Source organism: Pseudomonas sp. SORGH_AS_0199 (assembly GCF_031453735.1).
In the GTDB taxonomy this organism is placed as follows: domain Bacteria; phylum Pseudomonadota; class Gammaproteobacteria; order Pseudomonadales; family Pseudomonadaceae; genus Chryseomonas; species Chryseomonas aestiva.
On sequence record NZ_JAVJAE010000001.1, the window covers coordinates 3906677 to 3925279 of the forward strand.

Genomic DNA, 18603 nt, shown 5'->3' on the forward strand with positions numbered 1-18603 from the left:
GGCGCGCAGCTCGACACGCGAACACTGGCTAAACGGCCAGCAGTTCTGTGATAGCCTCGGAGCCCTTCGCAACCGACGCACAGGAGCCGTCAGCATGGAAATCAACATCGGAATCGCCGAACAGGATCGTGCCCAGATCGCCGAGGGCCTGTCGCGCCTCCTGGCCGACACCTACACCCTGTATCTGAAGACCCACAACTTCCACTGGAACGTGACCGGGCCGATGTTCAACACCCTGCACCTGATGTTCGAGACCCAGTACACCGAGCTGGCGGTCGCCGTGGACGACATCGCCGAGCGCATTCGCGCCCTCGGCTTCCCGGCGCCGGGCACCTATGCCGCCTACGCCCGGCTGTCGAGCATCAAGGAAGAGGAAGGCGTACCGGACGCCCAGGAGATGATCCGGCTGCTGGTGCAGGGCCAGGAAGCCGTGGTGCGGACCGCCCGGGGCATCTTCCCGCTGCTGGACAAGGTCAGCGACGAGCCCACCGCCGATCTGCTGACCCAGCGCATGCAGACCCACGAAAAGACCGCCTGGATGCTGCGCAGCCTGCTGGCCGCCTGAGTCCGGCTACCGTCGCGGGCCACGGCCCGCGACGGTGCCATGATTGAGCGGCCCTCACCTTTTGGGTTTAATAAGGACGCGCTTTTCGCGCCGGGTCATTCCGCTGTCGGGCACCGCTCCGGCAGTTTCGGCAGACCCGTGCTATCTATCCCAAGGTGATTTCACATTGAACACGTTATCTACTGTCCATGTCGTGGTGGGCGCTGCTGCGCTCCTGTTATCGGCGATTCCCGGACTGCAGTCCGATACCTCGTCCTTCGATCAACCCGAGTCCATCCACCTGGCCCTGCTGGGTCTTGCCACCCTCCTCTTCACACCCTTCTCCCGTAGCCGCAGCAGCGGCGCCCAGAAACTCGCCAGTGTCCTGCTGGTGCTCGCCGTCGTGGCCCAGACCTTCATCCTGCTGGCGCCCCTCGAGCAGATCGGCGGCCTGCCGGCCGAGCTGCTGCCGCTGGCGCTGACCCTGGTCGCCGCCCTGGCCAGCCTGCCGGAGAAGTTTCGCGGCCAGGCCGGCAGCGCGCCGGTGGTCGATGCCGAGGCACGCCCGCGCCAGGCGGCGCGTCCGGCGCCCGTTGCGGCCGCCCCGGCACGCCCGCTGGCCGATGACCGCGAGCGCGGCACGGTGAAGTGGTTCAACACCTCCAAGGGCTTCGGCTTCATCTCCCGCGATACCGGCGACGATATCTTCGTGCACTTCCGCGCGATCCGTGGCGAAGGCCATCGGGTGCTGATGGAAGGCCAGCGCGTGGAGTTCTCGGTGATCCAGCGCGACAAGGGTCTGCAGGCCGAGGACGTGATCATCGCGGCCTGATCCGTACCAGCCAAAAGAAAGGCCGCCCATGGGCGGCCTTTTTCATGGGCGCGCGAGGCTACTGCCGCTGGGCGGCCGCTGCCTTGCTGTCGTTCATGCCAGTGGTGTTGCCGAGCAGGCTTGCCGTGGCGATCTGGATGAAGGCCTCCAGGCGCTTCTGCAGCTCGGGCGCGCTGGCGTCGCCCTTGAGCACCTCGCCACCGGCCTGGGTGCCCAGGTGATAGCGATAGAGCACGGCATCGCGATCACGCGGCTTGACCAGGATGCGATCGCCGGTGACCAGGGCCACGGTCTGGTCACTGCCCGAGGGCTTGATCACCGCCACACCCGGATCGCCCTGGGGCAGGCCCAGCAGGTCGCGGCCCCAGCACTGGTGCTGGGTCGGCTTGCCGAAGCGGGCCAGTACCGTGGGTACCACGTCGATCTGGCTGCCCACGGTGTCGCGACGGGCGCCAAAGGTTTCCTGCACGCCCGGACCGATCAGCAGCAGCGGCACGTTGAAGCGCGACAGGTCCATCTCGGTGATCTGCTCGTTGTTGCCGAAGCCATGGTCACCAACGATGACGAACAGGGTGTCCTGGTACCAGGGTTCCTGCTTGACCTTGGCGAAGAACTGCCCCAGCGACCAGTCGGCATAGCGCATGGCGGTGAGGTGCTCGTCGAGCGAGCCGTGGCCGGTGACCGGCGTGACCGGCAGGTCCTTGGGCAGTGCATAGGGGGTGTGGTTGGACAGGGTCTGCAGCAGCGCATAGAAGGGCTTGCCGTCCGGCGCCTTGGCCAGGGCGTCCAGTTCCTGCACGGAGCGGTCGAACATGTCCTGGTCGGAGACACCCCAGGTCGGGTCCATGAACACCGGATTGACGAAGTCTTCGCGACCGACGAAGCGGGTCATGCCCTGGTTGCTGAAGAAGCCGGACTGGTTGTCCCACTGGAAGTTGCCGTTGTAGACGTAGACATCGTCGAAACCGCGGGTGCTGAGCAGTTGCGGCAAACCGGAGAACTGGTGGGCGCCCTCGGGCATGCGCATCAGGTACTCGAAGGCCGGCAGATTGGGGAAGCAGGCCATGGTGGCGAACATGCCCTGGTGGGTATGGGTGCCGTTGGAAAAGAAGCGGGTGAACAGGGTGCCCTGCTTGGCCAGGGCGTCGAAGTTGGGGGTGATGCCGTCTTCGTTGCCCAGGGCGCCGATATAGCGACCGGCCATGCTTTCCATGAGGATCACCACCACGTTGCGCACCTTGGGCAGTTGGCCGTCGGTGGGCGGGGTGTAGATCCGGCGGACGGCAGCCTTGTCGGCGTCGATCAGTTCGTCACGCGGGGTCAGCAGCAGCTGCCGGGTGGTGGCCAGCGCCTCGGCGGCCGGCATGGTGGCCTTCCAGCTGTTGTCGCGATGATCGGAGAAGCTGTTCTCGGCGGCATTGATCAGCGTCAGGGTGCCGTTCAGACCCAGATGGTTGGCGAACATCGAATCGGTGGTATAGGCGTCGCCCCAGCGCAGCGGCGGCCCGGACCTCAGGGTGCCACGGGCGGCGATGACGGCTACCACCAGGCAGAGCATGAAGACCGCGCCCCGGCGATACCAGGCGGCCGGTCGCGCCGCGCCATGACGCCGTGTGGCCCGCTCGACGCCAAAGAACACCAGGCCCAGCAGCAGGGTCGCCACGGCCCAGGCCAGCAGCAGGCGCACCACCGGGAAGCCGTTCCAGATCATGCTGGTGACGGTGTGCAGGTCTTCCTGCATGTATTGGAACACCAGGCTGTTCAGGCGCTGGTGGAATTCGCGATAGAAATTCAGCTCGCCGACGCCCAGCAGCAGGCAGAGGCTGGCAGCCAGGGTGAACCAGCCGGCCTGCAACCGGCGCGCGGCCATGGCTCTGGCACTCAACAGGCAGAGCAGCGAGGGCACGCAGATATAGACCACCAGGCGCAGGTCGAAGCGGGCGCCGTTGAAGAAGGCCTCGGCGAAGGTGGCGAAGGGCGAATCACCGATCAGGTCGGTGTTGTAGGCCAGCAATGCCAGGCGCAGCAGGGTGAACATGACCAGCAGCGCCAGGCCGCAGCCCAGGACGAAGCTCAGGTGGCTGCCCAGCGTCGGCACCGGGCGGATGCCGGGGGTGCGCGGGGATTGGGGGACTTCCGTTTGCGACATGAAAACACCTTGTCAAAAGCAGCAGGGATTCGCGGCGCGTGGCCAGCGGCTCGGGATCGGCCACGCAGAGGCCTCGGGCGCGGTCGGCAGGCGTGGGAGTTTAACCCTCCGGCGCGATCGCGCCAGTCTTGGCCGCTCGGGCTTGGCCGAAGCGAGACCTCCACCGCGCCGTCAATCGCCCAGCCTGAGCAGGAGCTCGTCAAAATTTCGTCAAGGACTGCTCTGGTTGCGACGTCAGCACAGGCATGGGCGGCAGCCGCCGCTTGCAGTAAAATCCAGCACCCTTGACCGCTCCAGTGCCGTATTCAGGATGTCCCATGGCTCACCGTGACGCTCTGCAGATGCTTCGCACCTACCTGACCAGCCAGATCCTTGGCCAGGAAACCCTGGTGGAGCGCCTGCTCATCGCGGTGCTGGCGGATGGTCATCTGCTGGTGGAAGGTGCCCCGGGGCTGGCCAAGACCAAGGCCATCAAGGACCTGGCGGAAGGCCTGGAGGCCGATTTCCACCGCATCCAGTTCACGCCCGACCTGCTGCCGGCCGACATCACCGGCACCGAGATCTATCGCCCGGACACGGCGACCTTCTCCTTTCAGCAGGGGCCGATCTTTCACAATCTGGTGCTCGCCGACGAGATCAACCGGGCGCCGGCCAAGGTGCAGTCCGCGCTGCTGGAAGCCATGGCCGAACGCCAGGTGAGCATCGGCCGCACCTCCTATGCCCTGCCCGACCTCTTCCTGGTGATGGCCACCCAGAATCCCATCGAGCAGGAAGGCACCTATCCGCTGCCCGAGGCCCAGCTCGATCGCTTCCTGATGCACGTCAAGATCGGCTACCCCGACGCCTCCGTGGAGCGTCGCATCCTGGCCCAGGCCCGTGGCGAGGCCCTGGACGGCGAGACCCTGCCAACCGAGCGCGTCACCCAGGCGGAGATCAATGCGGCTCGTCGCGAGGTGCTCGGGCTGTACATGGCCGATGCCGTGGAGGAATACCTGGTCCAGCTGATCATGGCGACCCGCACCCCGGGGCGCTTCGACCAGGACCTGGCGCACTGGATCACCTATGGCGCCAGCCCGCGTGGTTCCATCGCCCTGGATCGCTGCGCCCGCGCCCATGCCTGGCTGGCCGGGCGGGACTTCGTCAGCCCGGAGGATATCCAGGCGGTGGTCTTCGACGTCCTGCGCCACCGCGTCATCCTGTCCTTCGAGGCGGAAGCCGCCGGCATTGATCACGACCGGGTGGTGCAGCGCATCCTCGATCTGGTGGCCGTGGCCTGAGATGGCCGAGCGCAACGGCGTGACCCTGAGCCTGGCCGAGCTCATCGAAATGCGCCACCGGGTGGTCGAGGTGCAGCTGTTTTCCGCCGCCGGACGCCGCAGCCCGCTGATCGGCCTGCACCATTCGCGCCTGCGCGGCCGCGGGGTGGATTTCGACCAGGTGCGCGCCTATCAGCCCGGCGACGATGTCCGGGCCATCGACTGGCGCGTCACCGCCCGCACCCGCGAACCCCATACCAAGCTGTTCCATGAAGAGCGCGAGCGCCCGGTCTATCTCCTGCTGGAGCAGAGTCCGCGCACCTTCTTCGGCACCCGCCAGCAATTCAAGTCGGTGCTGGCCGGGCGGCTGGCCGCGCTGATCGGCTGGGCGGTGCTGGAGCACAACGACCGTATCGGCGGCATGATCTTCGGCGGCGAACGCCTGCACGAGGTGCGCCCGCGACGCAGCAAGCAGAATCTGCTGCGCTTCTTCGATCACCTGATCAACGCCAATCGGGCGCTGCAGGACCCGGCCCTGGCCCAGGTGCCGCGCATCACCTTCAACCAGGTCCTGCGCCGTGCTCGCGAGGTGCTGCGTCCCGGCAGCCTGGCGCTGGTGATCTGCGACGAGCGCAGCCTGGACGTGGCCACCGAGCAGCACCTCACCCTGCTCTCGCGGCACAGCGACCTGGTCCTGCTGCCGCTTTCCGATCCGCTGGATCATGCATTGCCCCAGGCCGGCCTGCTGCGTTTCACCAGCGGCCAGGCCGCGGTCGAGCTGGATACCGATCGCGCCGACGTCCGCCAGGGCTATGCCGAGCAGGCCGCGCAGCGCCGCGAACGCTGGACCGAACTCAGCCTGCGCCTGGGCATTCCGCTGCTGCCGCTGTCCACGGCGGACGATCTGGTCGAACAGCTGCGGCACCTGTTGCGGCAACATCGCCCGGGGTACACCTCGTGACCCCCGGCCTGCCGACGCTGGAGCCGCTGCGGCTGCCAGCGGAACCGGCCTGGTGGCCACCGGCGCCGGGCTGGTGGTTGCTGCTGCTGGTCGTGGTGGCCCTGGGTTTCTTTCTGCGCCACCATCGCGGCCGGCGGCCGCTGGACAGCGCGCTCCCCGTCGAGGCGACCACCGAAGAGGATCTGCGTACCACCGCCCTGGCCGAACTGGCCCGCCTGCCGCGTCCCTATGGCGCGCCGGCCGGACCCTGGCTGCAGGCGCTGAATGCGCTGCTCAAGCGCCTCTGCCGCGCCAGCTATCCGGATCAGCTCAGCCAGACCCTGAGCGGCCGCGACTGGCTGGCCTTTCTCGATTCGCGCTGCCCGGCGGCCGGCCTGACGCGCTACATGATTCTGGTGGACGGCGGCTATCGCCCGGACTGCCGCCTGAATGACCGCGTCATCGACGGCCTGCAGGACGCCGTCGCCACCTGGATCCGCAAGCATGTTTGAATTCGCCTGGCCCTGGCTGTGGCTGCTGTTGCCGCTGCCCTGGGCGCTGCGCGTGCTGTTGCCCGCGGCCGACAGCGGCCAGGCGGCCCTGCGCGTGGAATTCCTCGGCGAACTCGAACACCTGGGCGGACGCATCCGTCACACCGGCGGCCTGAGCGGCACTCGCCGCCTGCTGCCCTTTCTGCTGGGCTGGCTACTGATCCTGGCCGCCGCGGCGCGCCCGCAATGGGTGGGACCACCCCAGCCGCTGGACGTAAGCGGGCGCGACTTCTTGCTGGCGGTGGACGTCTCCGGGTCCATGGACACCCCGGACATGCCGCTGGGCGACGAGAATGTCAGCCGCCTGACGCTGGTCAAGCAACTGCTCGGCCGCTTCATCGACAGTCGCCAGGGCGATCGAGTCGGCCTGATCCTGTTCGGCTCCCAGGCCTATCTGCAGGCGCCCCTGACCGCCGACCGACGCACCGTGCATGCCCTCCTCGAAGAAGCCCAGATCGGCCTGGCCGGGCGCAACACGGCGGTGGGCGACGCCGTGGGCCTGGCGGTCAAGCACCTGCGCAAGCGGCCGTACAACAGCCGCACCCTGATCCTGGTCACCGATGGCGCCAGCAACGGCGGCGTGGTGACGCCCGAGGTGGCGGCCAGCCTGGCGGCCAGCGAGCGGGTACGCGTCTATACCCTGGGCATCGGTGCCGATCCGGACACCCTGGGCGCCAGCGCGACACCCAGCGATCTCGACGAACCCATGCTGCGTCACCTCGCCGAGGTCACCAACGGCGCCTATTTCCGGGTGAGATCCAGCACCGAACTGGCCGCCGTGTCGCGCCAGCTCGATCGCCTCGAACCCATCCGCCAGCAGCCGGACCAGGCCCGTCCCACCCGTGAACTCTATCCCTGGCCGCTGGCCGGGGCGCTGCTGCTCGGCCTGGCCCTGGCGCTCGGCCGCCTGCCGTGGCCGCAGCGCTGGCAGCGTGGAGGCAAGGCCCGATGAACGACTGGCTGCCGCTGTTCCTGCGTCCCGGGTGGCTACTGGCCCTGGTGCCGGTCGCCCTGGTGATCGGCTCGCTGCGCCGACGCCGGCATCGCCACGGGCACTGGCAGGCGCTGCTGCCTCCGGCGCTGCAACCCTGGCTGCTCAGTGACAGCGATCGCCAGCGCTCGCCCCTTGGCCTGGTGCTGCTGGGCCTGGCCGGGGTGCTGGCCTGTCTGGCGCTGGCCGGCCCCAGCTGGCAGCAGGGCGAAGCGCAGAGCTTTCGCCGCAACGATCCGCTGGTGGTGGTGCTGGCGCTGACGCCCGACCTGCTCGCCACCGACGTCACCCCGAACCGCCTGCTGGCCGTGCAGCGCAAGCTGCAGGATCTGCTCAAGGCGCGCCAGGACGGCGAGACCGCCATCGTCGTCTATGCCGGCAGCGCCCACACCCTGGTGCCCCTGACCGACGACCTGCCGACCATGGACAACCTGCTCAAGGCGCTGCGGCCGTCGATCATGCCGGTGCCCGGGCAGCGCGCCGACCTGGGGATCGCCCAGGCCCTGGAGCTGCTCGGTCCGGCGCCCAGCGCCAGTGCCCGGTTGCTGCTCATCGCCAGCGACCTAGACGACCGCGAGCGCCTGGGTATCGAGCGCCAGCTGCAGGGTCGACTGCGCCAGCTGGCGATCCTCGGCCCGGGTACGCCCCAGGGCGCGCCGGTGGCCGCCGAGACCGGCAACTACCTGAGCGACGCCGCCGGCGGCATCCGCATCGCCCGACTGGACGAAGGCCACCTGCAGGGCGTCGCCCAGGCACTGGGCGGGCACTATCAGCGCTTGCAGCGTGACGACGGCGACCTGCGCCGTCTCGGCCTGCTGGAGCGTCCCGGCGCTGTGCGGGCCAGCGACGGCCGGGCCCCTGCGGACTGGCGCGACCAGGGTTACCTGTTGCTACTGCCTCTGCTGCTCCTGGTCGCCTGCGGCGCGCGCCGCGGCTGGCTGCTGAGCCTGCCCTTCTGTCTGCTGCTGACGCCCCCTCCGGCGCAGGCCGGCAGCTGGGACGACCTCTGGCTGCGGCGCGACCAGCAGGCCCTGCAGCTGCTGGCCGACGACCAGGCTGGCGCGGCCGCCGAGCTCTTCAGCGACGAGCGCTGGCGCGGCGTGGCGCTCTATCGCGCCGGCGACTTCAGCGGCGCCGCCGCGGCCTTCGCCCGGGATCCGTCGGCGGACGGCCACTACAATCGCGGCAACGCCCTGGCCATGGCCGGACGCCTGGAAGAGGCCCTGCGCGCCTACCGGGCGGCGCTGGTGTTGCGCCCGGATCTGACCCCCGCCCTGCGCAATCGCAATCGCCTCGAACGCCTGCTCGCCCAACGCGCCGCAGCCCAGGCCGAGGCCGCCGCCCGCAGTCGCAAGGCGCAGAACGCCAGCCAGAGCAGCGCCCAGGCGGACGAACCGGCCAATAGCGGTACCCCGCCGTCCGCTGCAGCCGCCGCGGCCAGCCCGCAGCAGCAGGCCCAGGCCGGCGCGGACTGGCTCGTCAGTCCCGCCTATGCCGAAGATCCCCTGGCGGAAGAACAGCGTCAGGCGGCCGAACAGTGGCTGCGGGAGATCCCCGACAACCCGGCCGAGCTGCTGCGCCGCAAGTTCTGGTACCAGCAACAACAACGCGAGGAGAACGCGCTGCAATGAAGTCCTATCCGTTGCTGCTGCCCCTCGCGCTGCTCGCGCCCCTGCTCCAGGCGGCGGATCTCAGCGCCCGTCTGGAGCGCAACCAGCTCAGTCAGAACGAGACGCTGGAGCTCATCCTCGAGACCACCGACCCCGCCCAGTTCGGCAAGCCCGATCTCGGCCCGCTCGAGCAGGACTTCCGCGTGCTCGGGGTGCGGCAGAACAGCCTGCCGCCCGGTGAGCGGGTGACCACGCGCTGGAACGTGACCCTGCAACCCAAGGCCAGCGGCGCCCTGACCATTCCCGCCCTGACCTTGGACGGCGCCCGCAGCCAGCCGCTGACGGTTACCGTGGAGGCCACCGCCGCCAGGCGCCAGACCCGCGAACCGGTCTATCTGGAAGCCGCGGTGGAGCGCACCCGGCTCTATGTACAGGCGGAAACCATCCTGACCATCCGCCTCTACCACGCCGTGGCGCTCTATGACGACCATGTGCTCACCCCGCCCAATCCCAGCGATGCGCGGGTGGATCTGCTCGGCACCCCCCAGGTCTACGAGCGCGACGTCGAGGGGGTACGGCATGGCGTGATCGAATGGCGCTACGCCATCCATCCCCTGCAGAGCGGTACCCTGGTGCTGCCACCCCAGACCTTCAGCGCCACCCTCGCCGGTGGCCTCGACGACAGCTCGCGCGCTGGCCAGCCGATCCAGCTGCGCACCCCGGCGCTGACCCTGGAGGTTCTGCCACAACCGGCCAGTTATCCGCCGCAGACGCCCTGGGTGCCGGCGCGCAGCCTGACCCTGACGCAACAATGGAATCCCGCGCCGGAAGACGCTCGCGAGGGCAGCGCCCTGACCCGCACGCTGCAGCTGCGTGCCGAAGGCCTGGCACCCGGTCAGCTCCCCCCGCTGGTGCTGCCCGAGATCGAGGGCGTGAAGCGCTATGCCGAGCAACCGCGGCTGTCGCTGCAGACCCAGGCGCGCGGGCTGGTCGGGCAACGCGAGGAACGGGTCGCCCTGATTCCCACATCCACGGGTGACAAGGTCCTGCCGCCGGTGGAGGTGGTCTGGTGGAACACCGAGACCGATACCCTCGAACGCACCACCCTGCCCGCCCAGCCCCTGGTGGTCGCCGAGGATCCGACGCTGCAACCGGTGGCATCAGCGGCGGCCAAGATCACCGGCAGTGACCGGGGACTCTGGCGCTGGCAGCTGGCGACGGCCTTCTTCGCCCTGACCACCCTGCTCGGCTTCGGCCTCTGGTGGCGCGCCCGCCGTCAGCCGGCGGTGTTGCCGACCGTGCCCGATCTCGACAGCCGCCTGCAGCGCGAAGAGCTGCGCCGCGCCTGCCAGAGCAACGATCCCCACGTCACCCGTCATGCCCTGGACGCCTGGGCCCGACAGCAACCGGAAACCCTGGCGGCCATGGGGGCACGTTTCGAGCCCCTGGCCGCCGCGCTCGACGACCTCAACGGGGCGCTCTACAGCGAAGCCGGTCAGCGCTGGCAGGGCGAGACGCTATGGCAGGCGATCAATGCCCTGCCGCCGCTGACGCCGGCAGCCGTGCACGACACCCTGCCACCGCTCTATCCGCGCTGAGCGGCTTCTTCCAGCTGCGCCAGGCGCTCTTCGAGGGCGGCGATGCGGGCTTCCAGCGCCTCCAGCCGGCCTTCGCGTCCGCCGGCAGGGGTAGCGCTCTCGGCGGCACTACCCAGCTGCGCGACCTGGGCATCGCGTTCTGCCGCGTTGCCGAACAGATGCAGATAACGCTCTTCGCGCTGGCCAGGCTGTCGCCCCAGGCCGGTGGCCAGGCCGCGGGCGATCAGCCGCTCCAGATGGTGGCGCACCTGCTCAATATCATCGAAGGCGTGCATCCGGCCGCTGCGGGCCAGCAATTCGCCCAGGGTCTGGGGCCCGCGCAGGAACAGCAGGGCGCAGAGCACCCACTGGGGTGGAGGGAGTTCCAGGGCCCTGTCCAGCCGCTGTTCCCAGCGATCCGCCCGGCTGCCCATGACCAGGCGGGCCAGGCCGCGTTCCTCCAGACGTCGCAGTCCCTGCCCCACTTCGCCCGGGGTGAGGTTGAGCACCGGCTCGCGGCTGGTCTTCTGGTTGCAGGCCAGCACCAGGGCATTGAGGGTCAGGGGATAGCTTTCCGGGGTGGTCAGCTGCTTCTCGATGAGACTGCCGAGGACGCGGATCTCGGTAGCCTCCAGCGGCTCTTCGGCAAAAGCTGGGGTGACTGCTTGGCTCATGGCGGACTCCGCTTGGATGACGCGCCAGCCTAGCCTGCTCTCAAAGCCGTCGCCACTGCGGCAGCCCGATCAGCACCACCGCGCCCACGATGACCAGCATGGCCAGCGCTTCGGCCGCACCGATCCGTTCGCCGGCGAACAGGGTACCCAGCAGCACCGCCACCACCGGATTGACGTAGGCGTAGCTGGTGGCGGCCGCCGGCCGTACCCGCCCCAGCAAATAAAGATAGGCACTGAAGGCGATCAGCGAGCCGAACACCACCAGATAGCCCAGCGCCAGCCAGCCACCCAGGGCCGGCCAGTGCTGCAGGCGCTCGCCGCTGAGGTAGCTGGCGCCGAGCAGCACCGCGCCCGCCACCAGCATCTCCACCGCGCTGGCCATGGCGCCACGCGGCAACGGCAGGTAGCGACTCCAGATCGAGCCGAAGGCCCAGGCCGCCGCGGCGAGCAGGATCACCGCGGCCCCGAGCGGCGTGGCGCTCATGGTATCGCCCAGATTGAGCAGGGCGATCCCCACCAGGCCCAGGGCGATGCCGGCCCATTCCAGCAGGGTATTGCGCTGCCCCCAGAGCAGACCGAACAGCAGGGTGAACAGGGGGACCGTGGCGATCGACAAGGCGGCGATACCGGAAGTCACGCCCCAATGCTCGGCCAGGGTCACCCCGCCGTTGCCGACGCCCAGGAGCAGGATGCCGATCACCGCGGCCGCGGCGGTCTCGCGCGCCGTTGGCCAGGGCGCCCCGCGCCAGCGCAACCAGCCCAGCAGGAGACTCCCGGCGATGAGAAACCTCAGCCCCGCCATCAACAGCGGTGGCCAATGGGCCACGCCGATGCGAATCACCAGATAGGTGGAACCCCAGACCACATAGAGCGCGAAGAAGGCTGCCAGCAGCGGCAGCCAGCTGGGCAGGCGTGGCGGCGCGAGGCAGGGCGAGGCGGAGGTGTCCATGCGCGAGAGCTTCCTGAGGGGTCAGGCTGCCATTGTAGAAGCGCGTGATGCGCCGGCTAAGATACAGTCAAGAGAGAAACGGCCGACCAGCCTTTGATTCAGCATACTTTAGGGATGGAGACCTTCGATTCGAAGGCAGGGAAACGGACATGGACCATATTGATCGTCGGCTCATCGACCTGCTGCTGGTGGACGGCCGCGCCAGCTACGCGGAGTTAGGTCGCCGGCTGGGCCTCTCCGCCCCGGCCATCGCCGAACGCATCGCCAAGCTGGAAGACGCCGGCATCATCACCGGCTATGGCGCCCGTATCGACCGCCGCGCCCTGGGCTACGGCACCGAATGCCTGATCTCGCTGCGCCTGCACAGCACCAGTCAGGGCCCGGTATTGAAGAAGCTTGAGGCCCTCCCCCAGCTGCTCGCCTGTCACCGGGTCACGGGCGAAGACTGCCTGATGCTGCGGGTCGCCGTACGCGACATGGGCGAACTGGAGAGCCTCATCGATCAGCTGACCCGATTCGGCATGAGCCGGACCGTGGTGGTGCTGTCGACGCCCTTCGAGCGCCCGCTGCCGCTCATGCCCAGCTGAAGACGCGCATAAAAAAGCCCCGGCGCCTCGCGGCACCAGGGCTGGCGGAGTACGACCACCTAGATGAAGGAATCGTCGTCGCCACTGTCGTCGAAGAAGCCGCCACCACCGCCGGTATCGCCATAGTCGGCGGCGTCCTGGAAGCCGGCGTTATCCTGGAAACCACCGGCATCCTGGAAACCCCCCGCCATTGTCGTAGCTGGCGTTGTCCGCCCAGCCTCCCTGGGAGCCGGCATCGGCCAGGCCCTGGTCGGCGGTCGGGGTCTCGTTGATGACGTTGACGATCTCCTCGGGTTGCGAGTGATGGAACAGGCCCGAGATAGCCTGGGCCGCCAGCACGCCACCGGCGACCCCGGCCGCGGTCTGCAGCGCACCGCCCATGAAGCCGCCCATGCGGGAAGGCGCGGCCTGGGGCGCGCCATAGCCGGGTGCGGGCTGGGCATAGCCGGGATTGGACTGGGCATAACCCGGATTGGCGGGACGCGGCGCTGCCGGACCCGGGTCATTCCAGCCGCGCGACGGCGCGGCGTTGGCCGGTGCCTGACCGCCCGTTGCCTGGCTGCTGCCACCGCCGAACAGGCTGGAGAGGAAGCCACCGCTGCTTGGACGATTCTGCTGGACCTGGGCCATCTGGCTTTCCAGTTCCTTGACGCGCTGATCCAGCCGCTTGATGGCGGCCTCCTGGATCAGCATCGCCTGGGCCATGTAATAGGGAGCCGCGGGCTGCTCGCGCAGGCGCTGCTGGATCAGCGCCTCGGCTTCCCGGTCACGGGGTGCGGTCTGGGCTTCCGTGGTCTTGAGACGGTCGAACAGACCTTCGATCAGCTGGCTTTCTTCGCGTTGCATGATGACCCTCCCGCAGACGGTCTACTGGCGGCCTTCCCCTGGGAACGGCCTGGATATCGAAAGGCGCAGCAGCCTGCGCTGCTATGCCAGATAGAGGCGTTGTAGCAGCTTTTCAAGCAGGACACGCGCTATGTTCAGCGCGGATTCAGCCAGCCCTCCCCGCCTTGGCATCACTCTTCTGAAGGGACAGCGGGGTGACGAGTTCCAGCGCCGCGCCGGTGACTGGACAACCGGCCTGTGCTGGGGGAGTCTGCCGCTTTCCCCGCGAGACTCGCCCATGCCGCCGCTGCTTATCCTCATCGACCAGCAACAGGGGATCCGCGCCCCCCATCTGGGCCCACGCAACCACCCGGACGCCGAGCTGCGCATGGGCGACCTGCTGGCGGCCTGGCGTCAGGCCGGAGCGCCCTTGCTACACGTCCGGCACCTGTCGCGCAGTCCGACTTCGGTGTTCTGGCCGGGACAGCCCGGCGTGCAATTCCAGCCGGCGCTGGCGCCGCTGCCCGGCGAGACGGTGTTCGACAAGCAGGTCCCCGACGCCTTCGCCAACAGTGGCCTGGAGCACTGGCTGCACCAGCGCGGAATAGGCTCACTGCTGATCTGCGGCGTGGCCAGCGAGAACTCGGTGGAGGCCACCGCGCGCAGCGCCGGCAATCTCGATTTCACCACCTGGGTCGCCGAAGACGCCTGCTACACCTTCGCCAAGACCGACTTCGCCGGTCGGCCGCGCAGCGCCGAGGAGGTCCATGCGATGGCCATGGCCAATCTGCACGGCGAATACGCCACCGTCACCTCCAGCGCGGCCATGCTCGAACGTCTGCGGACGAACGGGTCGCCCTGCTAGACTGCCCGCCTGCCCGTCTGGAAGAGCTGCATGAACCCTGTCGATATCCTGCGCGACTCGCTGTCTTTCTTTGCCCGCAATCTGCGGCCCCTGGCCGTCCTCACCCTGCCCTGGCTGCTGCTCGAAGCCCTGCTGCGCTATCAGGTGCTGGAACGCTTCGGCGCCAGTGGCGGCCTATGGGACATGCTGGTGAGCCTGCTCTGCTATCCGCTGTACACCGCCGCCCTGCTGATCTTTCTGGAGGCACGCACCCAGGGTAATACCCCGCGCCTGAGCGGCGTCTGGGGCGCCGCCCTGCTGCTCTGGCCACGCTTCGCCCTCCTCGCGGCCTTGACCTCGGGGCTGGTGATGCTGGGCTTCTCGCTGTTGATCGTGCCGGGCTTTCTGATCATGGCCAAGCTGGCCTTCGCCGAGAATCTGCTGGTGCTGGAAGGGCGGGCGCCGCTGGACGCCCTGCGTGGCAGCTTCCGGCTGAGCCGCGGGCACTTCTTCACCCTGCTGGCGTGCATCCTGGCCACGGTCCTGCCGGCCTGGCTGCTCGACGCCTGGATCACCCGGCATTTCGCCGAGGCCGCGGTAACGGAGATCGCACTGCAGACCCTCTCGGGCTTCCTGCAGCTGATCCCCAGCATCGCCGTCTACCGCATCTACATGCTGGTCAGGCAGAACGCCTGACCTTGCCGCTTACCACATAAGGTCATCCGGAACCTGATAGGCGGCATAGGGATCGTCCGGATCCGGCTCGCCGCTCTGCACGTTGAGCAGCACCACCCGCTTGGGATCGCGCTCCTGGATGCGCTCGGCGGTAGCCCGGGGCACCACCTCGTAGCGGCCTTCGTAGCGCACGATGGCCAGACTGCCCTTGCTGAGCTTGTCTCTCATCATGACGTTGACCGACAGGCGCTTGACCTTCTTGTCGTCGACGAAGTTGTAGTAGTCCTCGGTGCTCAGCTTGGGCAGGCGGCTGGTTTCGATCAACTGCTTGATCTGTGCCTGCTCGGCCTTGCGCTTCTTCTTGTCTTCCTGAGCGCGATTGAGCTCCTGGTCCTTGGCCAGCTTCTCCGCCTGGGCCTGCTGGACGGCCAGCTCCTGGGAGCGGTCCTTTTCCGTCTGCCCGCGATGCTCCATGCGGGTCTGCTTCTGCTTCTGCTTGACGGCCTGCTTGGCCTGCTTTTCATTGACCAATCCGGCTTTCAGCAGCTGGTCGCGTAGGGACATGCTCATCGATACGACTCGTCTAGATCATCCAAGGGGGCGCGACTCGAAAGCGGCCGCGCGCCAGGGTGTCCATCCTGCGCAGCCGACGAAGCGAGTGCAAGCCTTTCTCTGGGGTGAAATAATGCGGTCATTACCTATCCGCCCCTGGTTCGGGCGCTGCCGATCACAATTCGCCCATGATTACCTTCGCGATCGTCCTGCTCTTCGTCGCCAGCGTGCTCTTCGTCCACCTTCGCGGACGCGCTCGGCTGCCTTTCCTGCGCCAGCTGGTCAACCACTCGGCGGTGTTCGCCCCCTACAACGCCCTGATGTACCTGTTCTCCAGCGTGCCGTCCAAGCCCTATCTGGATCGCAGCCGCTTTCCCGAGCTGGACGTGCTCAAGGACAACTGGCAGGAGATTCGCGTCGAAGCCCTGCGGCTGTTCGACGAGGGCTATATCCGCGCCGCGGAAAAGGACAATGACGCCGGCTTCGGTTCCTTCTTCAAGAAGGGCTGGAAGCGTTTTTACCTGACCTGGTACGGCGAGCCGCTACCTTCCGCCCAGACGCTCTGCCCGCGGACCGTCGAACTGGTGCGGCAGATCCCCAACGTCAAGGGCGCCATGTTCGCCCTGCTGCCGGGTGGAAGCCATCTGAACCCCCATCGCGATCCCTTCGGCGGCTCGCTGCGCTACCACCTGGGCCTGGCCACGCCGAACTCGGACGCCTGTCGCATCTATGTCGACGGCCAGCCCTATGCCTGGCGCGACGGCGAAGACGTGATGTTCGACGAAACCTACGTGCACTGGGTCAAGAACGAGACCGATCAGACCCGGGTCATCCTCTTCTGCGACGTCGAGCGTCCGCTGCGCAACCGTCTGCTGACCCGCGTCAATCAGGCGGTCAGCCGTTTCCTCGGCAGCGCCACGGCGCCGCAGAACGTCGAAGGGGAGCGCGTCGGCGGCATCAACCAGGCCTATGCCTTCAGCAAGAGGTTCGGGGATCGCATCGGGGGTGGCGTGAAGAAGTTCAAGCGGCGCCATCCCAAGGCCTACCGCATCGCCAAGCCAGTGCTGGCGGTACTGGTGGTGATTGCGCTCTACCACTGGATCGTCAGCTGAGGCAGCGATCCTGCGCCACCGGCCTGATCAGCCGGAACGCTGCTGGCGTTGCCGATGCAGCCGCGCCACCAGCTCGGCTTCGGCCTGGGACAGACCACAGGCCTGAGTGAGATCGTCGGCGCTGGCGCCCAGCCCCACCAGGCGTGCCGCCTGGGAAAACGACAGACTGGTGGGATCGCTCTGCTCGATCTGGGTCAGGCGATCGGGCAAGGGTGCCACCACCTGGGCCAGCCCCTGCACCTGTTCACCCATGCGCACCTGCCCGGCCTGGTAGGTTTCCAGGCGTTTGAGCAGGATCTGCATGCGCTTGTCGACCAGGGCCTCCCGCTCGGCCAGCTTGGCCGCCTGTTGCTGCTGGCGCTGCCAGAGCAACCAGCAGCAACCGCCGAGGCCGGCACAGGCCAGCCCCAGGGCAACGCTGAGCAGGATCAGCCCGACGAGCATCAGATGCTTTCCAGCTCCGACCACTCTTCTTCGGTCATCAGCTTGTCGAGCTCGACCAGGATCAGCAGCTCGCCGTTCTTGTTGCACACGCCCTGGATGAACTTGGCGGACTCGTCATTGCCGACGTTCGGTGCGGTCTCGATCTCCGACTGCCGCAGATAGACCACCTCGGCCACGCTGTCGACCAGGATGCCGACGACCTGCTTGTCGGCCTCGATGATGACGATACGGGTGTTGTCGGTGACCTCGGTGGGCAGCAGACCGAAGCGTTGACGGGTGTCGATCACCGTCACCACGTTGCCGCGCAGGTTGATGATGCCCAGCACGTAGCTCGGCGCACCCGGGACCGGAGCGATTTCGGTGTAGCGCAGGACTTCCTGGACCTGCATCACGTTGATGCCGTAGGTCTCGTTATCCAGGCGGAAGGTGACCCATTGCAGGACCGGATCTTCGGAACCCTGTGCGGACGTTTTTTTCATGTTCCCTAGCCTCGTCAAATACCGCACGTGCGGCGAAGCGGGCGAACCCGCCGGTTAGTTGCAGCGGGCAGCCCTAGCGACGGCCACCCACCACCTGTTCAGCGAGCGCCGCCACATCCAGCAGCGCACACATCTGATCGATCACCGTACCGGCCAGCCACGGCCGGGTAGCGCGCTGATTCCGCCATTTGACCTCGGCGGGATCCAGCCGTACCGAATGGCTGACGCCATGCACGGCCAGGCCCCAGTCCAGGCCTTGCAGCGATATAACGAATTTCAGGCCTTCGCGATAGTCGTCGCGGTAGCGCTCGGGCATTACCCAACGCGCCGCGTCGAGCACGCGCAGGTTGCCTGCCTGGCAGGGTAGCAGGCCCAGGAACCAGTCTGGCTGACCAAACAGCGGCGTCAACTCTTCGTCGGTCAGCGGGTAGATGGAGCCCAGGCACACCAGGGGCGCGGCCAGGGTCAGGCCGGCCACGTCGAACAGCAGGCATTCGAAGGGTTCTTCGCCCCACTCAGGGCGACCTTCCAGGTGCACAGCGCCGGGCGGTACGCCAGCCGCGGCGGCGGGCTGCACCGCCGGGGTACCGAGGGCAATGCCCTCCACCACCGGACGCGCGGGCTCGGCAGCGGGGGCCAGGTCGGGGACGCGCCAGTCCAGCTCGATGTCGGTTTCCGGTGGCAACGGCACCTGGGTTGCAGGCTGCAGCACCTCGGGCAGGGCGACGCCGGCACGGCGGGCGGCCAGCGGCACAACCCGGGGTTGCCACGCGGCATCCCGTTCGAGCTCCTCGCGCACCGCGGCGGCGAATTCGTCTTCGCTCACGCTGGCGATCGGCGCCGCCGGTGCCACCACGGAAGCCACGACCGGCGTGGATTCGGCGGTCGGCAGTTCCAGGAACGCGTCCAGCAACAGGGCATCGAGATAGCCCTGGAGGACACGCTGAGGACGATTGTCGAGAGACGTCGGTTGGCTCATGGCGATCTACGTGGGTGAGTTGTCCAGCCTATC

21 protein-coding genes and 1 pseudogene are annotated in these 18603 nt (G+C 67.9%); 13 read left to right on the forward strand and 9 right to left on the reverse strand.

Annotated features, from left to right (window positions below):
- Positions 1–94 precede the first annotated feature (94 nt).
- From QE444_RS18285 to QE444_RS18295, 3 genes and pseudogenes are all read left to right on the forward strand, one after another.
- Positions 95–565, forward strand: a complete 471-nt coding sequence (locus QE444_RS18285) for a Dps family protein (protein WP_132832088.1) — start codon at positions 95–97, stop codon at positions 563–565.
- Positions 566–731: 166 nt separating this feature from the next.
- A pseudogene (locus QE444_RS18290) lies at positions 732–1040 on the forward strand (cold shock domain-containing protein membrane protein); the annotation flags it as partial.
- 120 nt (positions 1041–1160) lie between these two features.
- A complete protein-coding gene (locus QE444_RS18295; protein ID WP_166655908.1) occupies positions 1161–1376 on the forward strand; it encodes a cold shock domain-containing protein in 216 nt (71 codons plus the stop codon).
- Between the two features lie 58 nt (positions 1377–1434).
- On the opposite strand, the gene QE444_RS18300 is transcribed toward QE444_RS18295, so the two are convergent.
- Positions 1435–3525, reverse strand: a complete 2091-nt coding sequence (locus QE444_RS18300) for an LTA synthase family protein (RefSeq protein WP_309740601.1) — start codon at positions 3523–3525, stop codon at positions 1435–1437.
- A 317-nt stretch (positions 3526–3842) separates the two neighbouring features.
- Here QE444_RS18300 and QE444_RS18305 point away from each other — a divergent pair, with 317 nt between their 5' ends.
- Genes QE444_RS18305 through QE444_RS18330 form a run of 6 tightly spaced genes read left to right on the forward strand, consistent with a single transcriptional unit; the run spans position 3843 to position 10471 of the window.
- The gene (locus QE444_RS18305; RefSeq protein WP_133862363.1) at positions 3843–4802 is read left to right on the forward strand and encodes a MoxR family ATPase; all 960 of its coding nucleotides are present in this window, start codon (positions 3843–3845) and stop codon (positions 4800–4802) included.
- 1 nt (position 4803) lies between these two features.
- On the forward strand, positions 4804–5742 hold the full coding sequence (locus QE444_RS18310) for a DUF58 domain-containing protein (protein ID WP_309740606.1): 939 nt from the start codon (positions 4804–4806) through the stop codon (positions 5740–5742).
- Entirely contained in the window at positions 5739–6233 is a 495-nt protein-coding gene (locus tag QE444_RS18315; RefSeq protein WP_273861487.1) for a DUF4381 domain-containing protein, read from the forward strand. The genes QE444_RS18310 and QE444_RS18315 overlap by 4 nt, the downstream gene beginning before the upstream one ends.
- On the forward strand, positions 6226–7224 hold the full coding sequence (locus QE444_RS18320; protein WP_309740612.1) for a VWA domain-containing protein: 999 nt from the start codon (positions 6226–6228) through the stop codon (positions 7222–7224). The genes QE444_RS18315 and QE444_RS18320 overlap by 8 nt, the downstream gene beginning before the upstream one ends.
- On the forward strand, positions 7221–8894 hold the full coding sequence (locus QE444_RS18325) for a tetratricopeptide repeat protein (RefSeq protein ID WP_309740621.1): 1674 nt from the start codon (positions 7221–7223) through the stop codon (positions 8892–8894). Before QE444_RS18320 ends, QE444_RS18325 begins: the two co-directional genes overlap by 4 nt.
- The gene (locus QE444_RS18330) at positions 8891–10471 is read left to right on the forward strand and encodes a BatD family protein (protein WP_309740622.1); all 1581 of its coding nucleotides are present in this window, start codon (positions 8891–8893) and stop codon (positions 10469–10471) included. The genes QE444_RS18325 and QE444_RS18330 overlap by 4 nt, the downstream gene beginning before the upstream one ends.
- On the opposite strand, the gene QE444_RS18335 is transcribed toward QE444_RS18330, so the two are convergent.
- Both QE444_RS18335 and yedA read right to left on the reverse strand, forming a co-directional pair.
- A complete protein-coding gene (locus QE444_RS18335) occupies positions 10459–11124 on the reverse strand; it encodes a YceH family protein (protein WP_187979871.1) in 666 nt (221 codons plus the stop codon). The genes QE444_RS18330 and QE444_RS18335 overlap by 13 nt on opposite strands.
- A gap of 40 nt (positions 11125–11164) precedes the next feature.
- Positions 11165–12073, reverse strand: a complete 909-nt coding sequence (yedA, locus tag QE444_RS18340; RefSeq protein ID WP_133862370.1) for a drug/metabolite exporter YedA — start codon at positions 12071–12073, stop codon at positions 11165–11167.
- A gap of 149 nt (positions 12074–12222) precedes the next feature.
- Here yedA and QE444_RS18345 point away from each other — a divergent pair, with 149 nt between their 5' ends.
- On the forward strand, positions 12223–12660 hold the full coding sequence (locus QE444_RS18345) for an Lrp/AsnC family transcriptional regulator (protein WP_309740652.1): 438 nt from the start codon (positions 12223–12225) through the stop codon (positions 12658–12660).
- A gap of 59 nt (positions 12661–12719) precedes the next feature.
- On the opposite strand, the gene QE444_RS18350 is transcribed toward QE444_RS18345, so the two are convergent.
- Both QE444_RS18350 and QE444_RS18355 read right to left on the reverse strand, forming a co-directional pair.
- A complete protein-coding gene (locus QE444_RS18350) occupies positions 12720–12851 on the reverse strand; it encodes a hypothetical protein (protein WP_309740655.1) in 132 nt (43 codons plus the stop codon).
- On the reverse strand, positions 12811–13506 hold the full coding sequence (locus QE444_RS18355) for a DUF2076 domain-containing protein (protein ID WP_309740657.1): 696 nt from the start codon (positions 13504–13506) through the stop codon (positions 12811–12813). The genes QE444_RS18350 and QE444_RS18355 overlap by 41 nt, the downstream gene beginning before the upstream one ends.
- Positions 13507–13783: 277 nt before the next feature.
- Between QE444_RS18355 and QE444_RS18360 the strand changes: the two genes are divergently transcribed.
- Together QE444_RS18360 and QE444_RS18365 are read left to right on the forward strand one after the other, a co-directional pair.
- Positions 13784–14350 carry a cysteine hydrolase family protein gene (locus QE444_RS18360; RefSeq protein WP_309740660.1) on the forward strand — a complete coding sequence of 189 codons (567 nt, stop codon included), beginning with the start codon at positions 13784–13786 and terminating at the stop codon, positions 14348–14350.
- 30 nt (positions 14351–14380) lie between these two features.
- Positions 14381–15025 carry a YciC family protein gene (locus QE444_RS18365; protein WP_309740663.1) on the forward strand — a complete coding sequence of 215 codons (645 nt, stop codon included), beginning with the start codon at positions 14381–14383 and terminating at the stop codon, positions 15023–15025.
- Positions 15026–15034: 9 nt separating this feature from the next.
- Here QE444_RS18365 and QE444_RS18370 read toward each other — a convergent pair whose 3' ends face one another.
- Positions 15035–15574, reverse strand: coding sequence for a DUF2058 domain-containing protein (locus QE444_RS18370; RefSeq protein WP_133862375.1), 540 nt, complete (start codon positions 15572–15574; stop codon positions 15035–15037).
- 170 nt (positions 15575–15744) lie between these two features.
- Here QE444_RS18370 and QE444_RS18375 point away from each other — a divergent pair, with 170 nt between their 5' ends.
- Entirely contained in the window at positions 15745–16668 is a 924-nt protein-coding gene (locus tag QE444_RS18375; RefSeq protein ID WP_133862376.1) for an aspartyl/asparaginyl beta-hydroxylase domain-containing protein, read from the forward strand.
- A gap of 27 nt (positions 16669–16695) precedes the next feature.
- On the opposite strand, the gene QE444_RS18380 is transcribed toward QE444_RS18375, so the two are convergent.
- The 3 genes from QE444_RS18380 to QE444_RS18390 all read right to left on the reverse strand — a co-directional run bounded on the left by QE444_RS18380 (position 16696) and on the right by QE444_RS18390 (position 18570).
- Entirely contained in the window at positions 16696–17112 is a 417-nt protein-coding gene (locus QE444_RS18380; protein ID WP_133862377.1) for a DUF2802 domain-containing protein, read from the reverse strand.
- Positions 17112–17591 (reverse strand): chemotaxis protein CheW, encoded by a 480-nt coding sequence (locus QE444_RS18385; protein ID WP_007160357.1) that lies wholly within the window; start codon positions 17589–17591, stop codon positions 17112–17114. Before QE444_RS18385 ends, QE444_RS18380 begins: the two co-directional genes overlap by 1 nt.
- 73 nt (positions 17592–17664) lie before the next feature.
- Positions 17665–18570, reverse strand: a complete 906-nt coding sequence (locus tag QE444_RS18390) for a chemotaxis protein CheW (protein ID WP_309740670.1) — start codon at positions 18568–18570, stop codon at positions 17665–17667.
- Positions 18571–18603 lie beyond the last annotated feature (33 nt).

Excerpts from the sequence above, each read along its gene's own strand:
- QE444_RS18285 (WP_132832088.1), top strand. The coding sequence starts at position 95 with ATGGAAATCAACATCGGAATCGCCGAACAGGATCGTGCCCAGATCGCC.
- QE444_RS18300 (WP_309740601.1), bottom strand. The coding sequence starts at position 3,525 with ATGTCGCAAACGGAAGTCCCCCAATCCCCGCGCACCCCCGGCATCCGC.
- QE444_RS18305 (WP_133862363.1), top strand. The coding sequence starts at position 3,843 with ATGGCTCACCGTGACGCTCTGCAGATGCTTCGCACCTACCTGACCAGC.
- QE444_RS18310 (WP_309740606.1), top strand. The coding sequence starts at position 4,804 with ATGGCCGAGCGCAACGGCGTGACCCTGAGCCTGGCCGAGCTCATCGAA.
- QE444_RS18320 (WP_309740612.1), top strand. The coding sequence starts at position 6,226 with ATGTTTGAATTCGCCTGGCCCTGGCTGTGGCTGCTGTTGCCGCTGCCC.
- QE444_RS18325 (WP_309740621.1), top strand. The coding sequence starts at position 7,221 with ATGAACGACTGGCTGCCGCTGTTCCTGCGTCCCGGGTGGCTACTGGCC.
- QE444_RS18330 (WP_309740622.1), top strand. The coding sequence starts at position 8,891 with ATGAAGTCCTATCCGTTGCTGCTGCCCCTCGCGCTGCTCGCGCCCCTG.
- QE444_RS18335 (WP_187979871.1), bottom strand. The coding sequence starts at position 11,124 with ATGAGCCAAGCAGTCACCCCAGCTTTTGCCGAAGAGCCGCTGGAGGCT.
- yedA (WP_133862370.1), bottom strand. The coding sequence starts at position 12,073 with ATGGACACCTCCGCCTCGCCCTGCCTCGCGCCGCCACGCCTGCCCAGC.
- QE444_RS18345 (WP_309740652.1), top strand. The coding sequence starts at position 12,223 with ATGGACCATATTGATCGTCGGCTCATCGACCTGCTGCTGGTGGACGGC.
- QE444_RS18350 (WP_309740655.1), bottom strand. The coding sequence starts at position 12,851 with ATGGCGGGGGGTTTCCAGGATGCCGGTGGTTTCCAGGATAACGCCGGC.
- QE444_RS18355 (WP_309740657.1), bottom strand. The coding sequence starts at position 13,506 with ATGCAACGCGAAGAAAGCCAGCTGATCGAAGGTCTGTTCGACCGTCTC.
- QE444_RS18360 (WP_309740660.1), top strand. The coding sequence starts at position 13,784 with ATGCCGCCGCTGCTTATCCTCATCGACCAGCAACAGGGGATCCGCGCC.
- QE444_RS18365 (WP_309740663.1), top strand. The coding sequence starts at position 14,381 with ATGAACCCTGTCGATATCCTGCGCGACTCGCTGTCTTTCTTTGCCCGC.
- QE444_RS18370 (WP_133862375.1), bottom strand. The coding sequence starts at position 15,574 with ATGAGCATGTCCCTACGCGACCAGCTGCTGAAAGCCGGATTGGTCAAT.
- QE444_RS18375 (WP_133862376.1), top strand. The coding sequence starts at position 15,745 with ATGATTACCTTCGCGATCGTCCTGCTCTTCGTCGCCAGCGTGCTCTTC.
- QE444_RS18380 (WP_133862377.1), bottom strand. The coding sequence starts at position 17,112 with ATGCTCGTCGGGCTGATCCTGCTCAGCGTTGCCCTGGGGCTGGCCTGT.
- QE444_RS18385 (WP_007160357.1), bottom strand. The coding sequence starts at position 17,591 with ATGAAAAAAACGTCCGCACAGGGTTCCGAAGATCCGGTCCTGCAATGG.
- QE444_RS18390 (WP_309740670.1), bottom strand. The coding sequence starts at position 18,570 with ATGAGCCAACCGACGTCTCTCGACAATCGTCCTCAGCGTGTCCTCCAG.